At 67.5% G+C, this 21,447-nt stretch carries 17 protein-coding genes; 9 read left to right on the top strand and 8 right to left on the bottom strand.

Annotation, left to right across the window (positions count from 1 at the left end; translation table 11 throughout):
* Positions 1-66: 66 nt before the first annotated feature.
* Both upp and msrB read right to left on the bottom strand, forming a co-directional pair.
* Positions 67-714, bottom strand: a complete 648-nt coding sequence (gene upp, locus CFR72_RS00735; protein WP_110912148.1) for a uracil phosphoribosyltransferase — start codon at positions 712-714, stop codon at positions 67-69.
* A complete protein-coding gene (gene msrB, locus CFR72_RS00730; RefSeq protein ID WP_171790429.1) occupies positions 711-1,121 on the bottom strand; it encodes a peptide-methionine (R)-S-oxide reductase MsrB in 411 nt (136 codons plus the stop codon). Before msrB ends, upp begins: the two co-directional genes overlap by 4 nt.
* 87 nt (positions 1,122-1,208) lie before the next feature.
* On the opposite strand from msrB, the gene gpmI reads away from it, so the two are divergent.
* The 4 genes from gpmI (at position 1,209) to CFR72_RS00710 (ending at position 6,373) form a co-directional block, all read left to right on the top strand.
* A complete protein-coding gene (gpmI, locus tag CFR72_RS00725) occupies positions 1,209-2,762 on the top strand; it encodes a 2,3-bisphosphoglycerate-independent phosphoglycerate mutase (protein WP_110912147.1) in 1,554 nt (517 codons plus the stop codon).
* 41 nt (positions 2,763-2,803) lie between these two features.
* The gene (locus tag CFR72_RS00720) at positions 2,804-4,117 is read left to right on the top strand and encodes a murein hydrolase activator EnvC family protein (protein WP_167400256.1); all 1,314 of its coding nucleotides are present in this window, start codon (positions 2,804-2,806) and stop codon (positions 4,115-4,117) included.
* Between the two features lie 148 nt (positions 4,118-4,265).
* Positions 4,266-5,864: a S41 family peptidase gene (locus CFR72_RS00715; protein ID WP_110912146.1), complete on the top strand. Its 1,599-nt coding sequence runs from the start codon at positions 4,266-4,268 to the stop codon at positions 5,862-5,864.
* Positions 5,861-6,373 (top strand): RNA pyrophosphohydrolase, encoded by a 513-nt coding sequence (locus CFR72_RS00710; RefSeq protein ID WP_110912145.1) that lies wholly within the window; start codon positions 5,861-5,863, stop codon positions 6,371-6,373. The genes CFR72_RS00715 and CFR72_RS00710 overlap by 4 nt, the downstream gene beginning before the upstream one ends.
* A gap of 96 nt (positions 6,374-6,469) precedes the next feature.
* Here the strand turns inward: CFR72_RS00710 and CFR72_RS00705 are convergent, their stop codons facing one another.
* The 6 genes from CFR72_RS00705 to CFR72_RS00680 all read right to left on the bottom strand — a co-directional run bounded on the left by CFR72_RS00705 (position 6,470) and on the right by CFR72_RS00680 (position 13,436).
* The gene (locus CFR72_RS00705) at positions 6,470-6,871 is read right to left on the bottom strand and encodes an NUDIX hydrolase (protein WP_110912144.1); all 402 of its coding nucleotides are present in this window, start codon (positions 6,869-6,871) and stop codon (positions 6,470-6,472) included.
* Positions 6,868-8,445: a DHA2 family efflux MFS transporter permease subunit gene (locus tag CFR72_RS00700; RefSeq protein WP_110912143.1), complete on the bottom strand. Its 1,578-nt coding sequence runs from the start codon at positions 8,443-8,445 to the stop codon at positions 6,868-6,870. Before CFR72_RS00700 ends, CFR72_RS00705 begins: the two co-directional genes overlap by 4 nt.
* Positions 8,442-9,533: an HlyD family secretion protein gene (locus tag CFR72_RS00695; RefSeq protein ID WP_110912142.1), complete on the bottom strand. Its 1,092-nt coding sequence runs from the start codon at positions 9,531-9,533 to the stop codon at positions 8,442-8,444. The genes CFR72_RS00700 and CFR72_RS00695 overlap by 4 nt, the downstream gene beginning before the upstream one ends.
* 148 nt (positions 9,534-9,681) lie before the next feature.
* Complete coding sequence (locus CFR72_RS00690; RefSeq protein WP_244182084.1) at positions 9,682-11,478, bottom strand: ABC transporter ATP-binding protein; 1,797 nt, start codon at positions 11,476-11,478, stop codon at positions 9,682-9,684.
* Between the two features lie 85 nt (positions 11,479-11,563).
* Positions 11,564-12,790: a CCA tRNA nucleotidyltransferase gene (locus CFR72_RS00685; protein ID WP_110912141.1), complete on the bottom strand. Its 1,227-nt coding sequence runs from the start codon at positions 12,788-12,790 to the stop codon at positions 11,564-11,566.
* A 28-nt stretch (positions 12,791-12,818) separates the two neighbouring features.
* Positions 12,819-13,436: a DUF1285 domain-containing protein gene (locus CFR72_RS00680; protein WP_110912221.1), complete on the bottom strand. Its 618-nt coding sequence runs from the start codon at positions 13,434-13,436 to the stop codon at positions 12,819-12,821.
* Between the two features lie 207 nt (positions 13,437-13,643).
* Here CFR72_RS00680 and CFR72_RS00675 point away from each other — a divergent pair, with 207 nt between their 5' ends.
* The 5 genes from CFR72_RS00675 to CFR72_RS00655 all read left to right on the top strand — a co-directional run bounded on the left by CFR72_RS00675 (position 13,644) and on the right by CFR72_RS00655 (position 21,419).
* Complete coding sequence (locus CFR72_RS00675; protein ID WP_110912140.1) at positions 13,644-14,693, top strand: AAA family ATPase; 1,050 nt, start codon at positions 13,644-13,646, stop codon at positions 14,691-14,693.
* Between the two features lie 110 nt (positions 14,694-14,803).
* Positions 14,804-15,715: a DUF58 domain-containing protein gene (locus CFR72_RS00670; protein WP_244182083.1), complete on the top strand. Its 912-nt coding sequence runs from the start codon at positions 14,804-14,806 to the stop codon at positions 15,713-15,715.
* Complete coding sequence (locus CFR72_RS00665; protein ID WP_110912138.1) at positions 15,712-18,573, top strand: DUF4159 domain-containing protein; 2,862 nt, start codon at positions 15,712-15,714, stop codon at positions 18,571-18,573. The genes CFR72_RS00670 and CFR72_RS00665 overlap by 4 nt, the downstream gene beginning before the upstream one ends.
* Positions 18,573-20,714, top strand: coding sequence for a VWA domain-containing protein (locus tag CFR72_RS00660; RefSeq protein ID WP_110912220.1), 2,142 nt, complete (start codon positions 18,573-18,575; stop codon positions 20,712-20,714). The genes CFR72_RS00665 and CFR72_RS00660 overlap by 1 nt, the downstream gene beginning before the upstream one ends.
* Before the next feature lie 102 nt (positions 20,715-20,816).
* Positions 20,817-21,419 carry an ankyrin repeat domain-containing protein gene (locus CFR72_RS00655; protein WP_110912219.1) on the top strand — a complete coding sequence of 201 codons (603 nt, stop codon included), beginning with the start codon at positions 20,817-20,819 and terminating at the stop codon, positions 21,417-21,419.
* The last annotated feature ends 28 nt before the right edge of the window (positions 21,420-21,447 follow it).

Below are 21,447 nucleotides of genomic sequence, written 5' to 3'. Positions count from 1 at the left end.
GACAATGAATCAGGGTGCAGGGAGCGCGCTCCCTGCCGGGTCCGGGCAGAGCCCGGGGCTTCCTTCCTACTTCGTGCCGAACAGGCGGTCCCCCGCATCCCCGAGGCCGGGCCGGATGTAGCCATGGCCGTCAAGTTCGCGGTCAATCGCACAGGTGACGATCCGCACATCGGGATGTTCCGCACGCAGGCAGGCGACGCCCTGCGGTGCGGCCAGCAGGCAGACGAAGACGATATTTTCCGCCCCCGCCTGTTTCAGGCGCGCGATCGCGGCGGCGGCGCTGTGGCCCGTCGCCAGCATCGGGTCCACCACGATGCAGATGCGCCGCCCGATATCGTCAGGCAGCTTGAGGTAATATTCCACAGGCTCCAGCGTTTCGGGATCACGGAACAGGCCGATATGCCCCACCCGCGCCGACGGCACGAGGTCGAGCATCCCGTCAAGGATCCCGTTCCCCGCCCGCAGGATGGAGACAAGGCAGAGCTTCTTGCCCGCAAGGCGGGGCGCGTCCATGCGTTCCAGCGGGGTTTCGATCTCCACGTTCTCCAGCGGCAGGTCGCGCATCGCCTCGTAGCCCAGCAGCACGCTGAGTTCGCGCGCCAGCGTGCGGAACTCCCCCGTCGAGGTCCGCGCGTCACGCATCAGCGTCAGCTTGTGCTGCGCCAGCGGATGCGTGACGACCACGACGCCGGGGTCATGGGAAAAGTCCGTCATGCCCCCACCCCGCCATCGCGCGGGACGAATGTCAGCACGATGCCGTTCATGCAGTAGCGCTGTCCCGTGGGCGGCGGCCCGTCGGGGAAGACATGGCCCAGATGGCCGTGGCAGTGCGCGCAGTGGACCTCCGTCCGGGTCATGCCGTGACTGGTGTCCGTGGTGGTGGCGACCGCGCCGGGCAGCGCCTGCGTAAAGGACGGCCAGCCACTTCCGCTGTCATACTTGGCGGTGGAGGAAAACAGCGCGGCGCCACATCCGGCGCAACGATATTCGCCGGGGCGTTTTTCGTCATTCAGGGGGCTGGAACCGGGACGTTCGGTTCCATGTTCACGCAGGACACGCACCTGTTCCGGCGTCAGGCAGCCACACCCGCCCGGTCCGCTTTCCGTCTGGTCCATCGTCATTTTCCTTTCATAATGCCCTCGGCAGGCATTCCGCAGGGATGTCATTTAGGGCATTATGGGCGACAAAATAAGGGAGAGGAACAACCCATGCCCACCCATGTACCCGACATCCAGACCCGCCGTCCCGTCATGCTGGCGATCCTCGACGGCTTTGGCTGGCGCGAGGATACGGCCGACAACGCCGTCGCCGCCGCCGATACCCCGACCTTCGACAGGCTGTGGGGCCATGACACGCATGCGTTCCTGCGCACATGTGGGGAGGATGTCGGCCTGCCGGAAGGGCAGATGGGCAATTCGGAGGTCGGGCACCTCAATATCGGCGCGGGCCGCGTCGTCATGCAGGAACTGCCGCGCATCACCACCGCCCTGCGCGATGGCAGCGCGGCCGAAGCCCCGGTCATGCGCGATTTCCTTGCCGCGCTGAAGAAAAGCGGCGGCACGTGCCACCTGATGGGCCTCGTCTCCACCGTGGGGGTACACGCGCACCAGGACCATGCCGTCGCACTGGCGAAGATCATCTGCGCGCAGGGGATTCCCGTCGCGGTGCACATCTTCAGCGACGGCCGCGACACGCCCCCCCATTCGGGGCGCGATTACGTGGCGCGCCTGCTGCGCGACCTGCCGCCACAGGCGCGCGTCGCCAGCATTTCAGGCCGGTATTACGCCATGGACCGCGACCGCCGGTGGGAGCGCGTGCAGAAGGTCTATGACGTCATCACCGCCGCCCACGGCCCGCATGCCGACAGCGCCGATGCCGTGCTGGAAGCGTCCTATGCCAGGGGCACCACGGACGAGTTCATCGACCCCACCGTCATCGGTGATTACCAGGGCATGAAGGATGGCGACGGCATCGTGTCGTTCAACTTCCGCGCCGATCGCATCCGCCAGTTGCTCGATGCGCTGCTGGAGCCAAAGTTCGAGGGGTTCCACCGCGAACGTGTCATCCATTTCGCCGCTGTCCTTGGCATGACCCGCTATTCCGACAGGCTGGCGGAACTGATTTCCGTCCTGTTCCCGCCACAGGAACTGCGCGACCTGCTGGGCGATGTGGTCTCCGCCGCCGGGCGGAAGCAGCTTCGCATGGCGGAGACGGAGAAATATCCCCACGTCACATACTTCCTCAATGGCGGGCGAGAGGAGCAACTGCCCGGCGAGGACCGGATCATGGTCCCCTCCCCCAAGGTCGCGACCTATGACCTGCAGCCCGAAATGTCGGCCCCCGAACTGACGCAGCGCGCGGTGGAGGCGATCGACAGCGGCAAATACGACCTGATCGTCCTGAACTTCGCCAATCCTGACATGGTGGGCCATACCGGCGTGCTGGCCGCCGCCATCAAGGCGGTCGAAGCGGTGGATACCGGCCTTGGCCGTATCGTGGACGCCATCGACCGCGCGGGCGGCGCGCTGCTGGTCACGGCGGACCATGGCAATGCCGAAACCATGTTCGATCCCGAAACACAGGGACCGCACACCGCCCATACCCTCAATGTCGTGCCGGTCGTGCTGCATGGGGTGGCGGGCGCGCATGTGCATGACGGGCGGCTGGCGGACCTTGCACCCACGCTGCTGGCGCTGATGGGCCTGGCGCAGCCTGCCGCCATGACCTGGCGCTCCCTGCTGGATGGACCGACGCCATCCTGACGGCCGCCCCATCCGCCATTACCCTGCGTCGCGGTCTTTTCGTGGGGGTGTGCCTCGCCATTGTGCAGGCCGCCCCTTCCTGCCCTGCCGCGACGCCATCGGCCTCACACACGCTCCATCACGCGCACGGCCCGGCGATCGCGACGCCGGAGTGGCACGAGACCCAGAGCATCCGCCGCCAGATCGAGAACGCCCGCACCGCGCGCGAGGCCCTTCTGGCGCGTGAGAAACAGCAGGGCGCGGAAATGCAGGCCCGCATCAAGGCCCAGCACGACGCCGAGGCACAGGCCCAGCGTGATGCCGCCCGCGCCACCGAACTGTCGGCGGCGACGGTGGACGCAACCGCGCGCCTGCAACGCACGGAACAGGACACCGCCGACCTCGACAGCAGGATTGCCGCCCTGCACACCGAACAGGACACCCTGCACAGGGCGCTGACGCAGGATGTCGCGGCGCTGACGCCGCTGCTGCCGGTGGTCGAACGCCTCTCCCTCTATCCCGCCGACACGCTGCTTGCGGTGCCGCTGCCAGCCGATCGCGCGGTGACGGGCCTGCTGGTCATGCGCGGCCTGACCACGCGCATTGCCCAGCAGGCGCGCCAGATCCATGACCGTCGCGCCCGCCTTGCGCAGCTTGACGCCGAACTGGCGCAGCAGAAGGGGCGCATGACGCAACTGCTGGCGCAGCAGGAAAGCCAGCGCGACAGCGTCAACCGTTCCGCCCATGCCGCGCTGGAGGCGCAGAGGCAGTCCAACGCCGCCGTACGCAGCGCCACCCAGCAGGTGGAGGACGCGGCCCGCAAGGCGTCGAGCCTGCAGGACGCCATCGGCCGGATCGAGGAGGTCGAACGCACCGCACAGGCCAACCTTGAACGCGCGGCACAGGAGGCCGAGCGCGCCCACCGCACGCAGGAGGCCGAGGCCACGCGCGCCCGTGCCCGCGCCCTTGCCGCGGGGCCGGGTCCGGGCGTCAACGCGACACGTCCCGGCAGCGCGGGCGCCCCCGTGCCCGGCAGCATCGTCACAGGATGGGGCCAGTCCACCGAAAGCGGCCCGGCCAGCGGCGTGACCTACGCCCCGCCGTCACGCGCGACCGTGCGCGCGCCCTGCAGCGGGCGAGTCGATTTCGCGGGGCCGTTCCGCTCCTACGGGCAGATGATGATCCTCAATTGCGGGCAGCATTACCGCTTTGTCCTGGCCGGAATCGGGGACATGGCCGTCGCCCCGGGACAGCAGATCGTCAAGGGCGCGCCGGTGGGCCAGATGCCGGCCTGGTCGGGCGCGCAGGCACGGCCCACCCTGTTCGTGCAGTTGCGGCGCGGAGGTACCGCCGTTAACCCCGCGCCATACCTGTAGAATTGGTTTACACGGTTTCCGTGTGCATCAAGTTCGGTATAAGGTGTGCGACCGATGACGGACTATGACCCCCCTCCCATATGGGGCCGGTCACAATATGCAGGTCAGACGCCGATTGCGTGGATGGCCATTCAGGAGACGACGACGCATGAAGTTCCGTAATGGCCTGCTGCTTGGTTGCGCCTTTCTTGCTGGCATCGCGGCAGGTCCCCAGCTCGCCTTCCATTCGGGGGGACGCTGGCTTGACCTGACATCCATCGCCCATGCGGACAGCCCGTCACCCAAGGACAATTCCCCGCATGAGATCGAACAGCTCATGTTCCTGTTCGGCTACGTGCTGGAAAAGGTGAAGGCCAATTACGTCGAACCCGTCTCCACGCGCGACCTCATCACCAACGCGCTCAACGGCATGCTGACCGGACTTGACCCGCACAGTTCCTACATGACGGAAAAGCAGTTTTCCGACCTGCAGGTCCAGACGAAGGGCACGTTCGGCGGCCTCGGGCTGGAGGTGCAGGGCGAGGACGGGCATGTGCGCGTCGTCTCCCCCGTGGACAACACGCCCGCCGCGCGCGCGGGGATCAAGCCGGGTGACTTCATCGTCGCCATCGACGGCAAGAACATCGACGGTCAGCCGCTCGACCAGGTCGTGACCCGCATGCGCGGCAAGCCCGACACGCGCATCACCCTGACCCTGATCCGTGAGAAGACGCCCAAGCCCATCATCGTGACCCTGACGCGCGCGATCATCCCGCTGCAGGTCATCAAGTCGGCGCTGTATGACTCCACCGGCTATATCCGCATCGCCCAGTTCAACGAGGAAACGCAGCGCGGTCTGGTTGACGCCTACAAGAAGCTGCAGGCCCAGACGCATGGCAAGCTCAACGGCCTGGTCATCGACCTGCGTTCCGATCCGGGCGGCCTGCTGACGCAGGCGATCGACGTCGGCGGCGACTTCATCAAGAATGGCGAGATCGTCTCCACCCGCGCGCGCCATGCGCAGGACAACCAGCGCTGGGACGCGCATAACGTGGACATCACCAACGGCCTGCCGATCGTGGTGCTGATCAACGGTGGTTCCGCCTCCGCCAGTGAAATCGTGGCCGGTGCGCTGCAGGACCACCATCGCGCCGTGCTGGTGGGGGAAAAGACGTTCGGCAAGGGATCGGTGCAGACCATCCTGCCGATCCCGGGCGAAGGGGCGATCCGCCTGACCACCGCGCGGTACTACACGCCATCGGGCCGTTCCATCCAGGGGCTGGGCATCATGCCCGACATCATGGTCAAGGAAAGCCGCGATGATGACAGCTACAGCATCCGCGAGGCGGACCTGGCGCACATCATCAAGAACAGCGGCGGCAACACGGCGCAGGCCCCGACCCGCACCGACCTGCCTGCCATCGCCAAGACCCTGCCGCATGAACCGCCCGCCGGGTGGCCGGATTACGACCCGACCAAGCCCACCACCGATTTCCAGTTGCAGGAGGGCCTGAAGGTCGTCCATGCGATGGCGGGCCTGCCGGTCACGCCCGACACCACCAAGGCGAACGCAGCGGCCCCCACCAAGGTCAATACCCCCACGACGCAGGCCAAGCCCGCGACGAATGACACCCCCGCCGAACAGCAGGCGCCAGCCACCCCCGTGCCGGCCACACCTGCGCCTGCGGCACCAGCGACGACAACGCCGCCCGCCGCACCGGCCACGCCGGCCAAACCCGCGACACCTTCCACCCCCGCCCATCCATGAGCATCGACAAGGCCACCCTGCCCTATCGCCCCAATGTGGGGGCGATGCTGTTCAATATGCGGGGTGAGGTGCTGATGGCGCGCCGGACCGACATGCCCGGCGCGGGCGGCCCCGCCAGCGACGGCGTGTGGCAGTGCCCGCAGGGCGGCATCGACGAAGGGGAAAATCCCCGGCAGGCGGTGATGCGCGAACTGAGGGAGGAGATCGGCACCGACCATGCCGTCATCCTTGGCGAATATCCGCAATGGATCAGCTATGACCTGCCCGACCACCTGATCGGCAGGGCACTGGGCGGCCAGTACCGGGGACAGACACAGAAATGGTTTGCCCTGCGCTTTACGGGGCACGACAGCGATATCCGGCTCGACACGCACCTGCCCGCCGAATTCGACATGTGGCAGTGGGTGCCCGCGGCAGACATCTCGCGGCTCAATGTCGGGTTCAAGCGTCCGATCTATGATCAGGTGATGCAGGAATTCAGCCGGTTTGCGCGACCGGCCGGGACATAGATTCCTTAAATAACAAAAGTTTTTGGGTGCCGCCTTTTGATCGAAAAAGGCGGCGTCTTTCGAAGCTTTTTGAAAAAAGCTTCACCAAAAACTTCTTTACGACTGCCGTAACAGGGGCATGACCTGCGTGCGCAGCAGCGGGGCCAGCACGGGTTCCACCGTGCGATCATGCAGATCGACCCAGCGAAGTTCCGCGATTTCCGCCTGTGCCCTTGGCGCGCCCGACAGGTCCGCCCGCCATATATCGGCCCGCACCGTACACCCCGCCTCATGCGCGGCGGGGGCGGCATATTGCCCCAGCAGGCGCGCACTGCCCGGATGCAGGTCGCAACCCAGTTCCTCCGTCACTTCACGATGCAGGGTGGCAAGGGCGTCCTCCCCCGCCTCGGGCTTGCCACCGGGCAGCATGAACAGGTCCGTCCCCGCCTTGCGCACACACAGCAGCGCGCCGTCGCGCACGATCGCGGCGCAGACGACGCGGATGTCGCGCGTCGTCATGGCTTGTCATCCCCCTTGAGCGGCGACATCAGGAAACAGAACGGCACCACCAGGAGCGAACCGATGCCAAGGATCATGAACACCTCGTTATAGGCAAGGATCGCGATCTGCTTGGAAAACTGCTGGTACAGCTTGCCCATGGCGACGGAATTGACGACGGGTTCGGCAAAACCCCGCGCCAGCGCCGCGATCCGCGCCTGCGAGAGGTATTCGTTGAAAGGCTGGTGAAACGGCGTCATCCAGTGGACCATATGGGTCTGGTGCGCCTGGCGCAGTTCCGTCACCAGCGCGGTCGCCCCCGAAATGCTGAGCGAGCCCAGCACATTGCGCACCATGCTGAACAGGGCGGAGCCATCCGCGTTCAGTTCACGCGGCAGGGTGGCATAGGTGATGGTGGAGATCGGCACGAACAAAAACGCCATCGTTGCCGTCTGGCTCATGCGGAAGAAGACGAGGTGGCGGAAATCGAGGGCCGGCACCAGTCGCGCCGACCACAGCATCGACATGCCCATCAGGAAGAAGCCGAAGGCGATGATGTAGCGCAACTGGATCTTCTTCATCGCCATGCCGACGATCGGGATCAGGATGATGACGGCCACGCCACCGGGCGACAGGATCAGCCCCGACAGGGTCGCGGTATAGCCCATGACCTGCTGCGCGAACTGCGGCACGATAATGGCGGAAGAATAGAGCAGCGCCCCCACCGCCCCCATCAGCGCCGTGCCCACGGCGAAATTACGGTCCTTGAACACCCGCAGGTCCACTGCCGGTTTCTTGGTATGCAGCAGCCACAGCACCGCGCCGCCGATCCCCAGTACAGCGAGGATCGCCATGATGACGATGATGCGTGAACCGAACCAGTCCTCGTCCTCGCCACGGTCAACCGCGACTTCGAGGCAGCCGAAGCCGATGGTGATCAGGCCGATGCCGACGAAATCCAGCGGGGCGGCCTGCTTGCGCGCCCATGGCGGGTCGTCGATCATGAACGACACCGCCACCGTCGCCAGCGCGCCGACGGGCACGTTGATGAAGAACACCCACCGCCACGAATAATTGTCGGTGATCCACCCGCCTAGCGACGGCCCGATCACAGGGGCCACCACGGTCGCGATCGCCGTCAGGCCAAAGGCCGCGGCGCGCTTGGCGGGGGGAAAGGTGTCAAGGATGATCGACTGCTGGTTCGGCTGCAGCCCCCCGCCGAAAAAACCCTGCAGCAGGCGGAAGAAGATCAGTTCGGGCAGGCTGGTCGAAATCCCGCACAGGAAGGACGAGATCGAGAACATCGAAATACAGATCAGGAAGTATCTCTTTCGCCCGAACAGCTTCCCCAGCCAGCCGGAGATGGTCAGCACGATGCCGTTGGCGACAAGGTAGGACGTCAGCGTCCATGTCGCATCGTCATAGGTGGACGACAGGTTCCCCGCGATGTGCGGCAGCGAGACATTGACGATGGTGGTGTCAAGGATCTCCATGAACGCGGCAACCGTGACCACCACGGCAATCAGCCACGGATTATGCTTCGGCTTCCACGCCTGGTCGGCGTGGTCATCGGTGGGGGCTGCCGCCGCACTCATCGCGTATAGACCGTGGGTTCGACCGACAGGCCCAGCGACAGCGGCACGTCAGGGCGCAGCCCTTCGTCGATCAGGATCTTGACCGGCACGCGCTGGACGATCTTGACGTAGTTGCCGGTCGCGTTCTCCGGCGGGAAGGCGCTGAAGGTCGAACCGGTGCCAAGCTGCAGGGAATCGACATGTCCCTTCAGCTTCAGGAACGGGTAGGCATCAACCGCGATATCCACCTTCTGTCCCGGACGCATGTTCGAAAGCTGCGTTTCCTTGTAGTTCGCGATGACCCAGACCTCGGGTTCCACGATGGAGAAGACCGCCTGCCCTGCCTGCGCAAGGGTCCCGCGCTCGATATTGCGCTGCGAGATCCAGCCATCGTGCGGGGCGCGGATGGTGGTCCATTCCACGTTCAGTTCCGCCTGACGCAGACGGGCTTCGGCCTCGTGCACCTGCGCCTGTGCCTGCGACACCTTGGTCTGGGTGCTGGAAATATTGGGCTCGACCGGCAGGGCCTGCTGCAGTTCACCCTGCGCCTGCAGGACGCGGGCCTTCGCCGCGTCCAGTGCGGCGGTGGCATAGTCGATATCCTGCTGCGACGTGGCGGCGCGGGCGACGGAATGCTGCCTCCTGAAATCCGTCTGCGCGCGGAATTCCTGCGCCTGTGCGCCCTGCAGCGCGCCCTGTGCCGCCAGCAGGTGGCCGGGGAAATTCTTCTGCGCCACCGCAAGCATCAGTTCGGCGCTGGCCGCCTGCGCGCGGGCAACCTCCAGATTGGCGGCAGCCTGGTCACGCTCGGCGCGCCAGTCACGGTCGTCAAGCCGCGCCAGGACCTGCCCTTCGTGGACAAACTGGTTGTCGTTGACCAGAAGTTCGGTCACATACCCACGCACATGCGGCGCCACGGTGACCGCGCGGCCCGTAGTGAAGGCGTCATCGGTCTCCACCTCCCCGCGATGCAGGAACCAGTACACCACCGCCGCAAGAACCAGCGCGACAAGGGCCACGATCATGATGATCTTGCGCGATGATTTTTCCGCGGGCTTGTCCTTGCCTGCCTGTCCGTTGTCTGGCGTCTGGGCTTCGTCACCGGCCATGTGGTTCCCTCATTTCGTGCGATTCGTATCCCGGTTCCGCGCAGCGCAGCCGCATTGACCGAACGGGTCGGTCAATGCATGACACGAACACGATGCGACTTCAACCATCGCGCACAGCTTATTCGAGTGGAATCTCCCGGCAGGCGACCTACAGGCCAAACGCCTGCGTACGGACCATGCGGGCATAGACACCGTCCTGACGCATCAGGTCATCATGGGTTCCGCGCTCCACCGCGCGCCCCTCCGCCATCACGACGACAAGGTCGGCGGAGCGGATTGTCGACAGGCGATGGGCGACAACGATGGTCGTGCGCCCGTGACGTAAGCCCGCCAGCGCCTGCTGCACCGTGGCCTCGCTCTCGCTGTCAAGCGCGCTTGTCGCCTCATCAAGCAGCAGGATACGCGGGTTGCGCAGCAGCGCGCGCGCCAGGGCGACACGCTGGCGCTGCCCGCCCGACAGGCGCTGCCCCCCCGGCCCGACGAGGGTGTCGTACCCCTCGGGCAGCGCCATGATGAAATCATCCGCCGACGCCGCACTCGCCGCCGCGCGCACCTGCGCCTCATCCGCGTGGCGGTCGCCCATGCGGATATTGTCTCCCACCGACATGTCGAACAGCAGCGAATCCTGACTGACATAGGCGATGGCGTCGCGCAGGTCCGGCAGGATCAGGTTGCGCAGGTCCTCCCCATCCAGCACGATCCCCCCGCCCGAGACGTCATGCAGGCGCGGCACCAGCGACAGGGCCGTGGACTTCCCCGCCCCCGACGCGCCCACCAGCGCCACGGTCGTGCCGGGACGCGCGATGAAATCCAGACCCGCCAGTCCCATCCGCCCGTCGGGATAGACAAACGACACATCGTCAAAGCGCAGGTCCCCACGTCCGGGGGGCAGCGGACGCGCATCGGGCGACTGGCGCACGGCGGCGGGTTCGTCAATGACCTGAAAGACGCGCTGCAGCCCGGCCATGCCTTCCTGCAGCGCGACATTGAGGGTACCCAGCGCGCGCAGCGGCCGCGCGGCCAGCAGCAGGGCCGCGACAAAGCCGGAAAAATCCCCCAGCGTCGCGCCCCCCTGTGTCGCGCGCCACCCGGCAAAGCCCAGCACCGCCGCCACCGCAATCCCGCCCAGTACCTCAAGCATCGGGTCAACGCGCGCCCGCCCCCGCGCAATGCGCAGCAGGCCCGCATGCAGCATGTCGAGGACATGGTTCGCGCGTTTCTGCTCCACCTCCTCAAGCCCGTAGACGCGGATGGTGCGCGCCTGCGCGAAACTTTCGGTCAGGAGCGCGGCCGTGCTGCCTGTCTGTTCATGCACGCCGCCCGATTCCCGGCGCAGGCGCTTGCCCAGCCTGCGCACCGGCATGGCGGCGATGGGATACAGCACGGCAGCGATCAGGCTGAGTTCCCAGTCCATGTAGAACATCGAGACGATCAGACCTATGACCGTGACCGCATCGCCCAATGCATTGGTCGCGCGGATCAGCGCCTCGCGGATGGAAACGGCGTCGGTGGTGAACCGCGCGGCCAGTTGGGCCGGGGCCTCCGCCTCGATGCGGGAGATGTCGGCATTGACCAGATGGGCGAACATCCGCCCCTGCAGGCCACGGATGACCGACAGGACCAGTCCCTGCACCGCGACACTCTGCCAGTACTGGGAAATGGCCTTGGCCGTGGTGATCAGGACCACCAGAATCGGCACCTGGTACAGGATGCGCCTGTCCTGTGCCGCGAACATGTCGAGCGCACGCTGGATCACCAGCGGATAGAGCGCGCTGAAGATGGCCATCAGCGCCGTCAGGATCACCACGCCTGCGATGCGCAGGCGATAATGGCTCAGATCCTCGCGCCACAGGCGACGCACAAGTCCGGCCGTCGGTGCCGGGGCATGCGGATCGGACTGCACTTTGCCGGCGGCGTCGGGCCGCGTCGATCGAACAACGTTCATACGGCCCTATAAACTCCCGCACGCCTGAAATGCAAAACTGATCCCTGTTTTTCTCATAACGTTAAGTAACCGGGCGCGCTGTCCCTCAGCCCGCCAGTACCTGCCGCAGATGCGCAAGGCAGGCGGCACGCGCGGCTTCACACCCCCCCGCCAGCCACCATTGCCGCACCTGTTCCAGCACCTCGCCCACACGCGGGCCGGGCGTGCATCCCGCCGCCACCACGTCACGTCCCGCCAGCGGGAACACCGGGCGCGGGGTGCGGGCAATGGCATCGCGCAGGCCATCCCACCGCGCGTCGGGCCGCCCGAGTTCGTGCGCCTGACGCAGCCATGCGCGCGCGATCAGGATCTCCGCCGGGTCCGCCGCCAGCATGCGCGCGATATCATGCGCTGTCATGCCCGGATGCGGGGCGGTCCCGTCCCGCACCGCAAGCATGAAGCGCCCGTCCGCGCGCGACAGGCGCAGGCGTTGCGCGATCTCCGCCACATCCCCCGCAAACAGCGCGGCACAGCGCAGCAGGGGATCCACCGGCCCGTCGCATGCCAGAAGCCGGCCAAGCCGCGACAGGTCGTAGCCTTCGGGCAGGATGCGGGCGAGGACGCCGGCATGCTCCATCAGCGCCAGCGTTTCCGCCACCCGGGGACCGGCAAGGATACGGCGCAGTTCGGACCAGATCCGTTCAACCGACAGGCGTTCGACCATGGGCGCAAGCGCGGTTGCCGCCGCCATCGCCTCCGCATCGGGCACGTCACCGCCATAACGGGCGTTGAAGCGGAAAAACCGCAGGATCCGCAGCGCATCCTCCGTAATGCGGGCACGCGCGTCGCCCACGAAACGCACACGCGCCGCCGCAAGGTCCGCCTGCCCGCCAAACGGGTCATGCACCACGCCCGCACGGTCACAGGACATGGCGTTGATGGTGAAATCGCGCCGGGCCGCGTCCTCGCGCCAGTCATCGGTCCATGCGACCTGCGCGTGGCGGCCATCGGTCTGCACGTCGCGGCGCAGGGTCGTGATCTCATGCGGGCGGCCGTCGATCACCGCCGTCACCGTCCCGTGCACCAGTCCCGTCGGCACCACCCTGATCCCCGCCGCGCGCAGGCGCGCCATCACGTCGGACGGGGGTACGGCCGTGGCAAGGTCCATATCCGTCACCGCACGCCCGCACAGAAGGTCACGCACCGCCCCGCCCACCAGTCGCGCATCGGGCAGGACATCCCAGATACGCGCCAGCGTCGCGGCCGTATCGGGCCGCGTGCGGTACAGGCGCGCCAGCGGATCGAGCGTGGCGGCAGGCGGCAGGTCATTCATGGCCCGGCCCCCGTCAGCAGGTACTTCATTAGGGGGCGTCGTCATCGCCGTCACAGCATTCCCCATCGCGGCAGGAAGACAGCCGGCCAAGGGGGAAGAAGACGTTACGGCTCCACACCCCGAGGCAGGGCACCCCGCAGTGATGCCCCGGCACCGCCAGCGCCGCGAGTTCGTAATAGACGGGACGCGACACCCGCGCCTCAATCGGCAGGTCGCCATCGCCCGGTCGGACCTCGACATAGGGCACGGCCCCGGTCCCGTCCTCGTCACAGGGACGGTCCCAGTCGGCACGAATCGGATGCTCCGGCCCGGCGCAGATCACCTGGTCCACATTGGTGCGAAAGGAAAGGACCTGTTCGCGCCCGCAGCCACACCATTCAAGGCTGACGGCGACAAAGGGCGCGTCCTCCACCTCGATCGTGCCGGATTCCACTGGGGTCTGCAGCCGGAACACCCCCGCCGCATCACGCCGCAGCGTGCCGGCGAACAGGCAGATCATCGGTTTGCGCGTAATGGGTGAACCGCGATACAGCCACGTCCCGTCGCGACGGATCAGAAAAGGCAACGCCCCGCATGTCGTGCCCGATGTCGCGCCCGCCGTCCCCGTGGATGCGCCCGGCCCCTGCGCCGCCCCTTGCGAAGGCATGCCCGGGACGGCATCGTGCCCCGGCCGTGCGGGATCCGGTTGTCCGGTATCGGGGGACCCGGCGGCGGGGCGCATGCCACCGAATATGACTCTCGTCTCGAAATCGTCCGTCAAGTGCGTTAACCCGAACATTATGAAACCTTGCTTCACCTGATATAGGGAGCAACCCCGGCTTGATGAAACCCCCGGACGTGTCAGACTGAAGGAATGATGACCTCCGATGCCTTTTCTCCTTCCCGCGCGGAGCCTGCGAGCATGACGATATCCTCTCCCCCCGATGCCACACAGGCCGCGGCGATGGCCGACGCGACTGCCAGACGGCTGCACGCCGCCCGCGCGGAGGTCGGCAAGGTCATCCTGGGACAGAATCGCGTGATCGACCTTGCGCTGGTCTCCATCCTCGCGGGGGGGCATGCGCTTCTGGTGGGTGCCCCGGGACTGGGCAAGACGCTGCTGGTCACGACGCTGGGCCGGGTGCTCGGGCTTGATGCGCGCAGGGTGCAGTTCACGCCCGACCTGATGCCGTCGGACATCCTCGGCAGTGAAATCCTTGACGAGGACGCGCAGGGGCGGCGCAGCTTCCGCTTTGTCGCGGGGCCGGTCTTCTGCCAGTTGCTGATGGCGGACGAAATCAACCGCGCAAGCCCGCGCACGCAGTCCGCGCTGCTGCAGGCGATGCAGGAACACCATGTCGCAATCGCGGGCACCGACCACGCCCTGCCGCGCCCGTTCCATGTGCTGGCGACGCAGAACCCGATCGAGCAGGAAGGCACCTACCCCCTGCCGGAGGCGCAGCTTGACCGCTTCATGATGCAGATCTTGCTCGACTTCCCCGACCTCGAGGCCGAGCGCGCCATGCTGCTGGCGACCACCGGCGCGACGCAGGCCACGGCGGATCCCGTCATGAGCGCGGATGACGTCATCGCCGCACAGCAGGTCGTACGCGCCCTGCCCACCGGGGAGAAGGTGGTGGACGCCATCGTCCATCTGGTGCGCGAGGCCCGGCCCGAAACCACCACCGACCCCACCATCCGCGAGGCCGTGGCATGGGGCCCCGGCCCCCGCGCGGCGCAGGCGCTGATGCTGGCGACACGGGCGCGCGCGCTGCTTGACGGGCGGCTGTCGCCCACGCTTGATGACGTGGCGGCGCTGGCGCAACCAGTGCTGGCGCACCGCATGGCCCTGACCTTTACCGCGCGGGCCGAAAACATGAAGCTGGAGCAGTTGATCGACGGACTGCTTGGGCATCTGGGCTGACATGGGCCGTGGCTGATCGCATGCCCGTGCCCGCTTTCCTCCGACGCCTGTTTTCGCGTGCCGCGGACGCGCGCCCTGCCATGGGCGCCGCCGCTGGCGCGTCCCGGCCGATGTCCGCACAGGATGGGCCGGCCCTTGCGCGCGTGCTTGCCGCACGGCTGCCCGCCCTGATCGTGGCGGCGCAGAAGATCGCCCTGACGGTGCAGCAGGGCAGCCACGCCCGCCGCCGCGCGGGATCGGGGGAGAATTTCTGGCAATACCGCCCCGCACAACCGGGCGAGACCGCATCGCGCATCGACTGGCGACAGTCCGCGCGCGGCGACCGCCCGTTCGTGCGTGAAAACGAGGCACAGTCATCGCAGACCATTTTCATCTGGTGCGATAACAGCCCGTCCATGGGCTGGCGTTCCTCCGACGCGGTGCCGGTCAAGGCAGAACGTGCGCTGCTGCTGGCGCTGGCGCTGGCGGCGATCCTGCTGCGGCAGGGCGAACGCGTGCGCCTGCTGGGTGCGGATGGCGGCACGGTTACGGCCATTTCGGGCAACAGTGCGCTTGAACGCATGGGCACGCTGCTGGTTGATGCGATGCGCCATCCCTCCGCCTCCGCGACCCTGCCGCAGGCCGGGCACCTTGCACGTAACGGGCGGCTGGTGCTGCTGGGCGACGGATTGTACGACCCGGATGCATTTTCGGGCCTGCTGCGCGCGGCACTGGCGCGGCAGGTGCGTACCAGCCTGATCGAAATCATCGACCCGGCCGAACGCGACATGCCCTATGCCGGGCGCACGCGCTTCATGGGGCTGGAGGACGAGGCCCCGCTGACCCTGTCCGCCTGGGGCGACCTGCGCGCGGCCTATCGCACGGCATTCGCCCGGCATCAGCAGCAGCTTTCGGACCTGTGCCGCGCGGGCGGGAACGCCATGATCGTCCATACCACCGATGACCCGCCCGAACGCGCGCTTCTGGCGCTGCGCACGCAGCTTGCGGCGGCACATCAGAGCGGCGGGGGAGCGCGCGCATGATCCTGACCGCACCGTGGGTATTATGGGCGTTCGTGCTGCTGCCGGTGGTCTGGCTGCTGCTGCGCGCGCTGCCGCCGCGCCCGCGTGAACAGGCCTTCCCCCCCATCGCCATCCTGCGCGGGCTTGGCGCGCGCAATGACGACGTGGCCCGCGCGCCGCCATGGCTGCTGGTCCTGCGCTGCCTCGCCGTTGCACTGGTGATCGCGGCCTGCGCGCAGCCCTTCATCACGCGTGAACGCGCGGGCATCACCACGTCGGCCGACACCTTGCTGGTGATCGACAATGGCTGGGCCGCCGCCCCCGGCTGGACGCAGCGCCTGCGTGCGGTGGACAGCATCCTGCAACGCCTGTCGCGCAACGGCCATGCGGTGCGCCTGCTGCTGACGGCCCCGCCCGCCGGGGATGAACCGGTGCGGGTCAGCGGCCCACAGGATCCGGCCATCCTGCGCACGACGCTCGACCCCACCGAGGCGCAGCCATGGGGCGTGGACCGCCATGCCGCGACCACGGCGCTGCAGGCGCTGGTGCAGGGGGGATGGCATGGGCCGGTGCTCTATCTGGCCGATTGGCTGGCAACACCGGACGATGCGGCCTTTGCCGCGGCCCTGCGCGCCGTGGGGCCGGTGCGCGACCTGCGCCTGCCCGATGCGGACATCGTGACCCTCGCCCCCGGCCATAATGGCAGCGAGGCGCTGGACCTGCGGCTGCGCACGGTGCCGCGCCCCGTCCTGCGTGAACTGGCGCTGCGGGCGCAGACCATCGACAACAGCACGCTGCAGGTTGTCCATGTGACACTGCCGCCGGACGCACGGCAGGCGGACGTGCGGCTGAACCTGCCGGTCGAACTGCGCAACCAGTTGGACCATGTGGACGTCGATGCCATCAGCGGTCCCGCCAGCGTGCGGCTGCTGGATGAAAACGACCGCAGGCGGCCCGTGGGCCTGATTTCGGGCAACGCGTCGGACACGCCCCTGATGGGCAGCCTGTTCTACCTGCGCCGGGTGCTGGCGCCGGGGGCGGAACTGCGTGAAGGATCGCTTGACAGCCTGCTGTCGCGGCCCCTGTCCATCCTGATCGCCCCGGACGGCACGCTGGGCAGTCCCGATGCACGCCACAAGGTCGAGGAGTGGGTGCGCAAGGGCGGCACGCTGATCCGCTTTGCCGGTCCCCTGCTGGTGCAGGCCGCCGGCGGACCGGGGCTTGCGAACCCCACCTCCGCCCCACCTTCCGCCGATGCGCCGGGGGCGAACGTGCCGGGGACGAACGCGCCTGCGGCCGATGCGCTGCTGCCGGTGCAGTTGATGGATGGGGAGCGTGTGCTGGGCGGCGCGATGTCGTGGAGCAAACCTGAACACCTTGCCCCCTTTGATGCGCAGTCGCCGTTCCACGACCTGCCTGTTCCCGGCGACGTCACGGTGTCGAAGCAGGTGCTGGCGCGGCCATCGACCGACCTTGACACCCATACCTGGGCGCGCCTGACGGACGGGACGCCACTGGTCACCCATGCGGCGCTGGGCGCGGGACAGGTCTTGCTGTTCCATGTCACCAGTACGGCGGACTGGTCCAACCTGCCGCTGTCGGGGCTGTTTGTCAGCATGCTGCAACGGCTTGGCGAACGCGCGGTGGGGATCGAAACCCCGGCGGACCAGAGCCTGCTGTCGCCTTACCTGACGCTGGACGGCGCGGGGGTGGAAGGACCGCCGCCCGCGGGCGCGCAGGCCGTGCGCGCCGATGCGTTCGGGCATATCGCGGTTTCCGCCATCCACCCGCCGGGCCTGTATGGACCGCGCGCGTCACGCCGGGCGCTGAATGTGGGGGACGAGGCCGGGGAGATGCTGCCGCAGAATGCGACCGGCACGATGATGGACCTGCGCGGGCAGGCCCCGGACATCGCCCTTGGCCCGATCCTTGCCGTGCTGGGACTTGCGCTGATCCTTGTCGATGGCGTGGTGGCGATCCTGCTGCGTTCGGGGGGCGGGCGGAAGGCCGGGCGGGTTTCGGGACGCATGACGTTTCTGGCCCTTGTCATGGCGGGGGCGGCGCTTGCCTCCCCCGCCGGGGCGGAGACGCGCGATTACCCGGATGAACCCAGGGTCATCGTCGATCACCCGGACGCCTCCTCCTCCGTGCCGGGGGCGGCGCTGGAGACGCGGCTGGGCTATATCGTCACCAACCATGAAGATATCGACACCGTCTCCCGCGAGGGGCTGCAGGGCCTGTCGGATTACGTCAATGCCCGCACCTCCGCCGTGCTGGGCCATCCCGACGCGCTGGTGCCCGAACGCGATGACCTGTCCTACTACCCCATGATCTACTGGCCGGTGACGGCGGACGCCACGACCACGCCCGCGCGCACGGCGGCGCTGAATGCCTATATGCGCCATGGCGGCATCCTGATGATCGACACGCAGGGACAGGACCCGGCCACGGCGCAGGGGGGCAGCGACGACAGCTTCACCGGCTCCGCCCCCGGAACGGCCGCTGCCCTGCGGCGCATGACGGCGGGCCTGGACATCCCGCCCCTGATGAAGCTCGATGACCATCATGTGCTGACGCACACCTTCTACCTGCTGCATGATTTCCCGGGCCGTTATGATGGCATGCCGGTCTGGGTCGCGCAGGAGGGCGACAGCACCAATGACGGCGTCAGTCCCGTCATCATCGGCAGCAATGACTGGGCGCATGCCTGGGCGGTGGACGACAGCGGCAACACGCCCTATGCCACCATTCCCGACGGGGCGGAGCAGCGGACGCTGGCCTACCGCTTTGGCGTCAATGCCGTGCTGTATGCCCTGACGGGGAATTACAAGGCCGATCAGGTCCATGTCCCGGCCCTGCTGAAACGCCTGGGGGAATGATGCCGTCTCTTGACCGCCTGCATCACATGATCTGCTTTCAGCCGCTGGTGCCGCCCTGGCTGCTCTGGGCGCTGGGGGCGGCGCTCCTTGCGATGGGCGCGTGGGGGATCATCCGCCGCGCACGCGGGACCACGTGGCGCGTGCTGGCGGGGGCCGGGCTTGTGCTGTGGCTGTCGGGGCCGCAGCGCCTGAGCGAAAGCTGGCGTCCCCTGCCCCAGACGGCGCTGGTCGTGGTGGACCAGTCGGCCTCCATGTCCATCCGCGACCGCGCGGTCATGGCGCACCACGCCGCCGAACGCGTGCAGGAGGAAATCGGCCATATCGACGGGCTGCAGACCCGCACCGTGACCGTGCGCGACGCCCACCATGACGGCACGCGCCTGTTCGCCGCGCTGACACAGGCGGCGTCGGACATCCCGCCCTCGCGCCTTGCCGGGGCGGTCATGATTACCGACGGGCAGGTCCATGACATCCCACCCAAGCCCCCCGAAATCCTGACGCCATCGGACGGGCATGACCATCACGTCACGCTGCCGCTGCATGTGCTGCTGACCGGACGGGGGGAGGAAACCGACCGCCGCCTGCGCATCCTGCAGGCCCCGCCCTATGGCATCGTGGGACAGGACGTGACGGTGCGTGTGGAGGTGGACGACCTTGGCCGTCCCGACGCGCGGGGGGCTGCGACCGAACTGACGATGACGCAGGGCGGCGCGCAGCCCAGCACCCGTACCGTCCAGATCGGGCAGCCACAGGACATCACCCTGCCCGTCACCCGTCCGGGCCCGATGCTGGTGGGGCTGTCGGTGCCGGAACTGCCGGGCGAGGCATCGGGCGTCAACAACCAGGACATCGTGCGCATCAACGGCGTGCGCGACCGCCTGCGCGTGCTGCTGGTCTCCGGCACGCCCAACCAGGGCGAGCGCGTGTGGCGGCGCCTGCTGAAGGCCGACCCGTCGGTCGATCTGGTCCACTTCACCATCCTGCGCCCCCCCGACAAGGATGACGGGACGCCGCTGTCGGACCTCGCGCTGATCGCGTTTCCCGTCAACGAGCTGTTCCAGCAGAAGATCGGGCAGTTCGACCTCATCATCCTCGACGGGTTTGAAAATCACGGCATCCTGCCGCAGGCCTACCTGCGCAACATCGCCAACCATGTGCGCGAGGGCGGCGGCCTGCTGCTGATTGGCGGGCCGGAGTTCGTCGGGCCGGGATCGTTGCAGGATACGCCCCTGTCGGAAATCCTGCCCGCCCATATCCAGCCCGACGGGGTGATGGACGAGAAGTTCCGCCCCATGCTGACCGAGGCGGGGCAGCGCCATCCGGTGACGGCGAACCTGCCCGGCGCCCCGACATCGGCCACCGGTCCGGGCTGGGGGCCATGGTATCGCAGCCTGCAGTCGGATTCCGTCAATGGCGAGGTCCTGATGACCGGGCCACATCAGCAGCCGCTTCTGGTACTGGACCATGCGGACAAGGGGCGCGTGGCCTTCCTGCTGTCGGATCAGGCGTGGCTGTGGTCGCATGGGGAGGGCGGCGGCGGCCCGCAGTCCGAACTGCTGCGGCGCATCTCGCACTGGCTGATGAAGGAGCCGGAGCTTGAGGAAAACCAGCTTGAGGCGGAGATTACCGGCGGGGTGCTCAACATCACCCGCCGCTCGCTCCTGCCCGCACCACCGGGGACGGTGCGCGTCACCCACCCCGATGGCACGGTGCAGCAGGTTCCCCTGACCGCCACCGGCGCCAAGGGTGTCACCACCGCGCATGTTCCCGCCCACGAGAACGGGATCTGGAGCGTGCGTGACAGCGACGGGCACGAGGCCTTTGCCGCGCCCCGCGCCGAAGACCCGCAGGAATTCGCTGACCTGCGCGCCACCGCCACCCGCCTGCAACCGCTTGTGGCGATGACGGGCGGGGGTATGCACTGGCTGGGCGACAGGCCGGAGGCCCCTTCCCTGCCCGCGATGCGGATGGTTGACGGCGCACCACATTCCACTGCCGCGCGGTTCGACTTTCCCGACCGTCATGCCCATGTCGTGACGGGGCAGCAGGCCCGGGCGCTTGTGCCCGCATGGATGGTGCTGTGCTTCGTGCTGGCGATGCTGATGATCGGATGGTGGCGTGAAGGACGCAGGCGCGCGTAAGACAAAGTTTGCGTTCCCCCGCCGCCGTGCGATATTGCTGCACCATTGGTTATGCAGGCCTGCATCGCGTACCGGGCGCAGCGTTCATTTACGGGACAAGACATGATTTCCAGACCAGGCATCGGGTTTCTTGCGGCGTTTTTCCTGTCGGCTGTTCCTGTCATCGCAATGCCGCTGCACATGGCCCACGCGCAGGAGGCCGATGATGCGGAGGCCGAGGCCGAGGCCGCCGATGCCGCCAAGAAGGCGGAGGCCCGCCGCGCCGCCAAGGCCGCAGCCCCGCCCGCGGCCCTGCCCGGTGCGGAATCGAACGAGGAAGAACGTGGGCATGCCAGCAACGACATGAACCCGACCGACGCCCTGTTCGATGCGATCAACCGTGGCAGCCTGGGCGCCGCGAAAGAGGCGCTGAACCGCGGGGCGGACATGACGGCGCATAACGTGCTGGGGCAAAGCCCGCTGGACATGGCCATCGACCTGAACCGCAACGACATTACGTTCCTGCTGCTGTCGATGCGCACCTTCTCCGATTCAGATCCGCATTTCGCCTCTGGCTCGGCGGCGGATTCGGAGATGGATGAAGCGGCGGATACGGTCCGCACCCCGCCCCTGTCCGGACGGGTCAAGCGGGTTGATTCGCGCTATGACACGACCGGCGGCCATGCGAAACCGGCGGCGGGCTTCCTTGGCTTTGGTGGTAGCTGAGGCATAGCCCCCAGAAACCTCTGACTGT

This window comes from Gluconacetobacter entanii (assembly GCF_003206495.1).
GTDB classification, from domain to species: Bacteria; Pseudomonadota; Alphaproteobacteria; order Acetobacterales; family Acetobacteraceae; genus Novacetimonas; species Novacetimonas entanii.
This window is presented reverse-complemented; position numbering and strand designations above follow the sequence as displayed.

Excerpts from the sequence above, each read along its gene's own strand:
- CFR72_RS00715 (WP_110912146.1), top strand. The coding sequence starts at position 4,266 with ATGAAGTTCCGTAATGGCCTGCTGCTTGGTTGCGCCTTTCTTGCTGGC.
- CFR72_RS00660 (WP_110912220.1), top strand. The coding sequence starts at position 18,573 with ATGCCGTCTCTTGACCGCCTGCATCACATGATCTGCTTTCAGCCGCTG.
- CFR72_RS00665 (WP_110912138.1), top strand. The coding sequence starts at position 15,712 with ATGATCCTGACCGCACCGTGGGTATTATGGGCGTTCGTGCTGCTGCCG.
- CFR72_RS00675 (WP_110912140.1), top strand. The coding sequence starts at position 13,644 with ATGATGACCTCCGATGCCTTTTCTCCTTCCCGCGCGGAGCCTGCGAGC.
- CFR72_RS00690 (WP_244182084.1), bottom strand. The coding sequence starts at position 11,478 with ATGAACGTTGTTCGATCGACGCGGCCCGACGCCGCCGGCAAAGTGCAG.
- CFR72_RS00695 (WP_110912142.1), bottom strand. The coding sequence starts at position 9,533 with ATGGCCGGTGACGAAGCCCAGACGCCAGACAACGGACAGGCAGGCAAG.
- CFR72_RS00710 (WP_110912145.1), top strand. The coding sequence starts at position 5,861 with ATGAGCATCGACAAGGCCACCCTGCCCTATCGCCCCAATGTGGGGGCG.
- CFR72_RS00700 (WP_110912143.1), bottom strand. The coding sequence starts at position 8,445 with ATGAGTGCGGCGGCAGCCCCCACCGATGACCACGCCGACCAGGCGTGG.
- gpmI (WP_110912147.1), top strand. The coding sequence starts at position 1,209 with ATGCCCACCCATGTACCCGACATCCAGACCCGCCGTCCCGTCATGCTG.
- upp (WP_110912148.1), bottom strand. The coding sequence starts at position 714 with ATGACGGACTTTTCCCATGACCCCGGCGTCGTGGTCGTCACGCATCCG.
- CFR72_RS00670 (WP_244182083.1), top strand. The coding sequence starts at position 14,804 with ATGTCCGCACAGGATGGGCCGGCCCTTGCGCGCGTGCTTGCCGCACGG.
- CFR72_RS00685 (WP_110912141.1), bottom strand. The coding sequence starts at position 12,790 with ATGAATGACCTGCCGCCTGCCGCCACGCTCGATCCGCTGGCGCGCCTG.
- CFR72_RS00705 (WP_110912144.1), bottom strand. The coding sequence starts at position 6,871 with ATGACGACGCGCGACATCCGCGTCGTCTGCGCCGCGATCGTGCGCGAC.
- CFR72_RS00655 (WP_110912219.1), top strand. The coding sequence starts at position 20,817 with ATGATTTCCAGACCAGGCATCGGGTTTCTTGCGGCGTTTTTCCTGTCG.
- msrB (WP_171790429.1), bottom strand. The coding sequence starts at position 1,121 with ATGACGATGGACCAGACGGAAAGCGGACCGGGCGGGTGTGGCTGCCTG.
- CFR72_RS00680 (WP_110912221.1), bottom strand. The coding sequence starts at position 13,436 with ATGCCTTCGCAAGGGGCGGCGCAGGGGCCGGGCGCATCCACGGGGACG.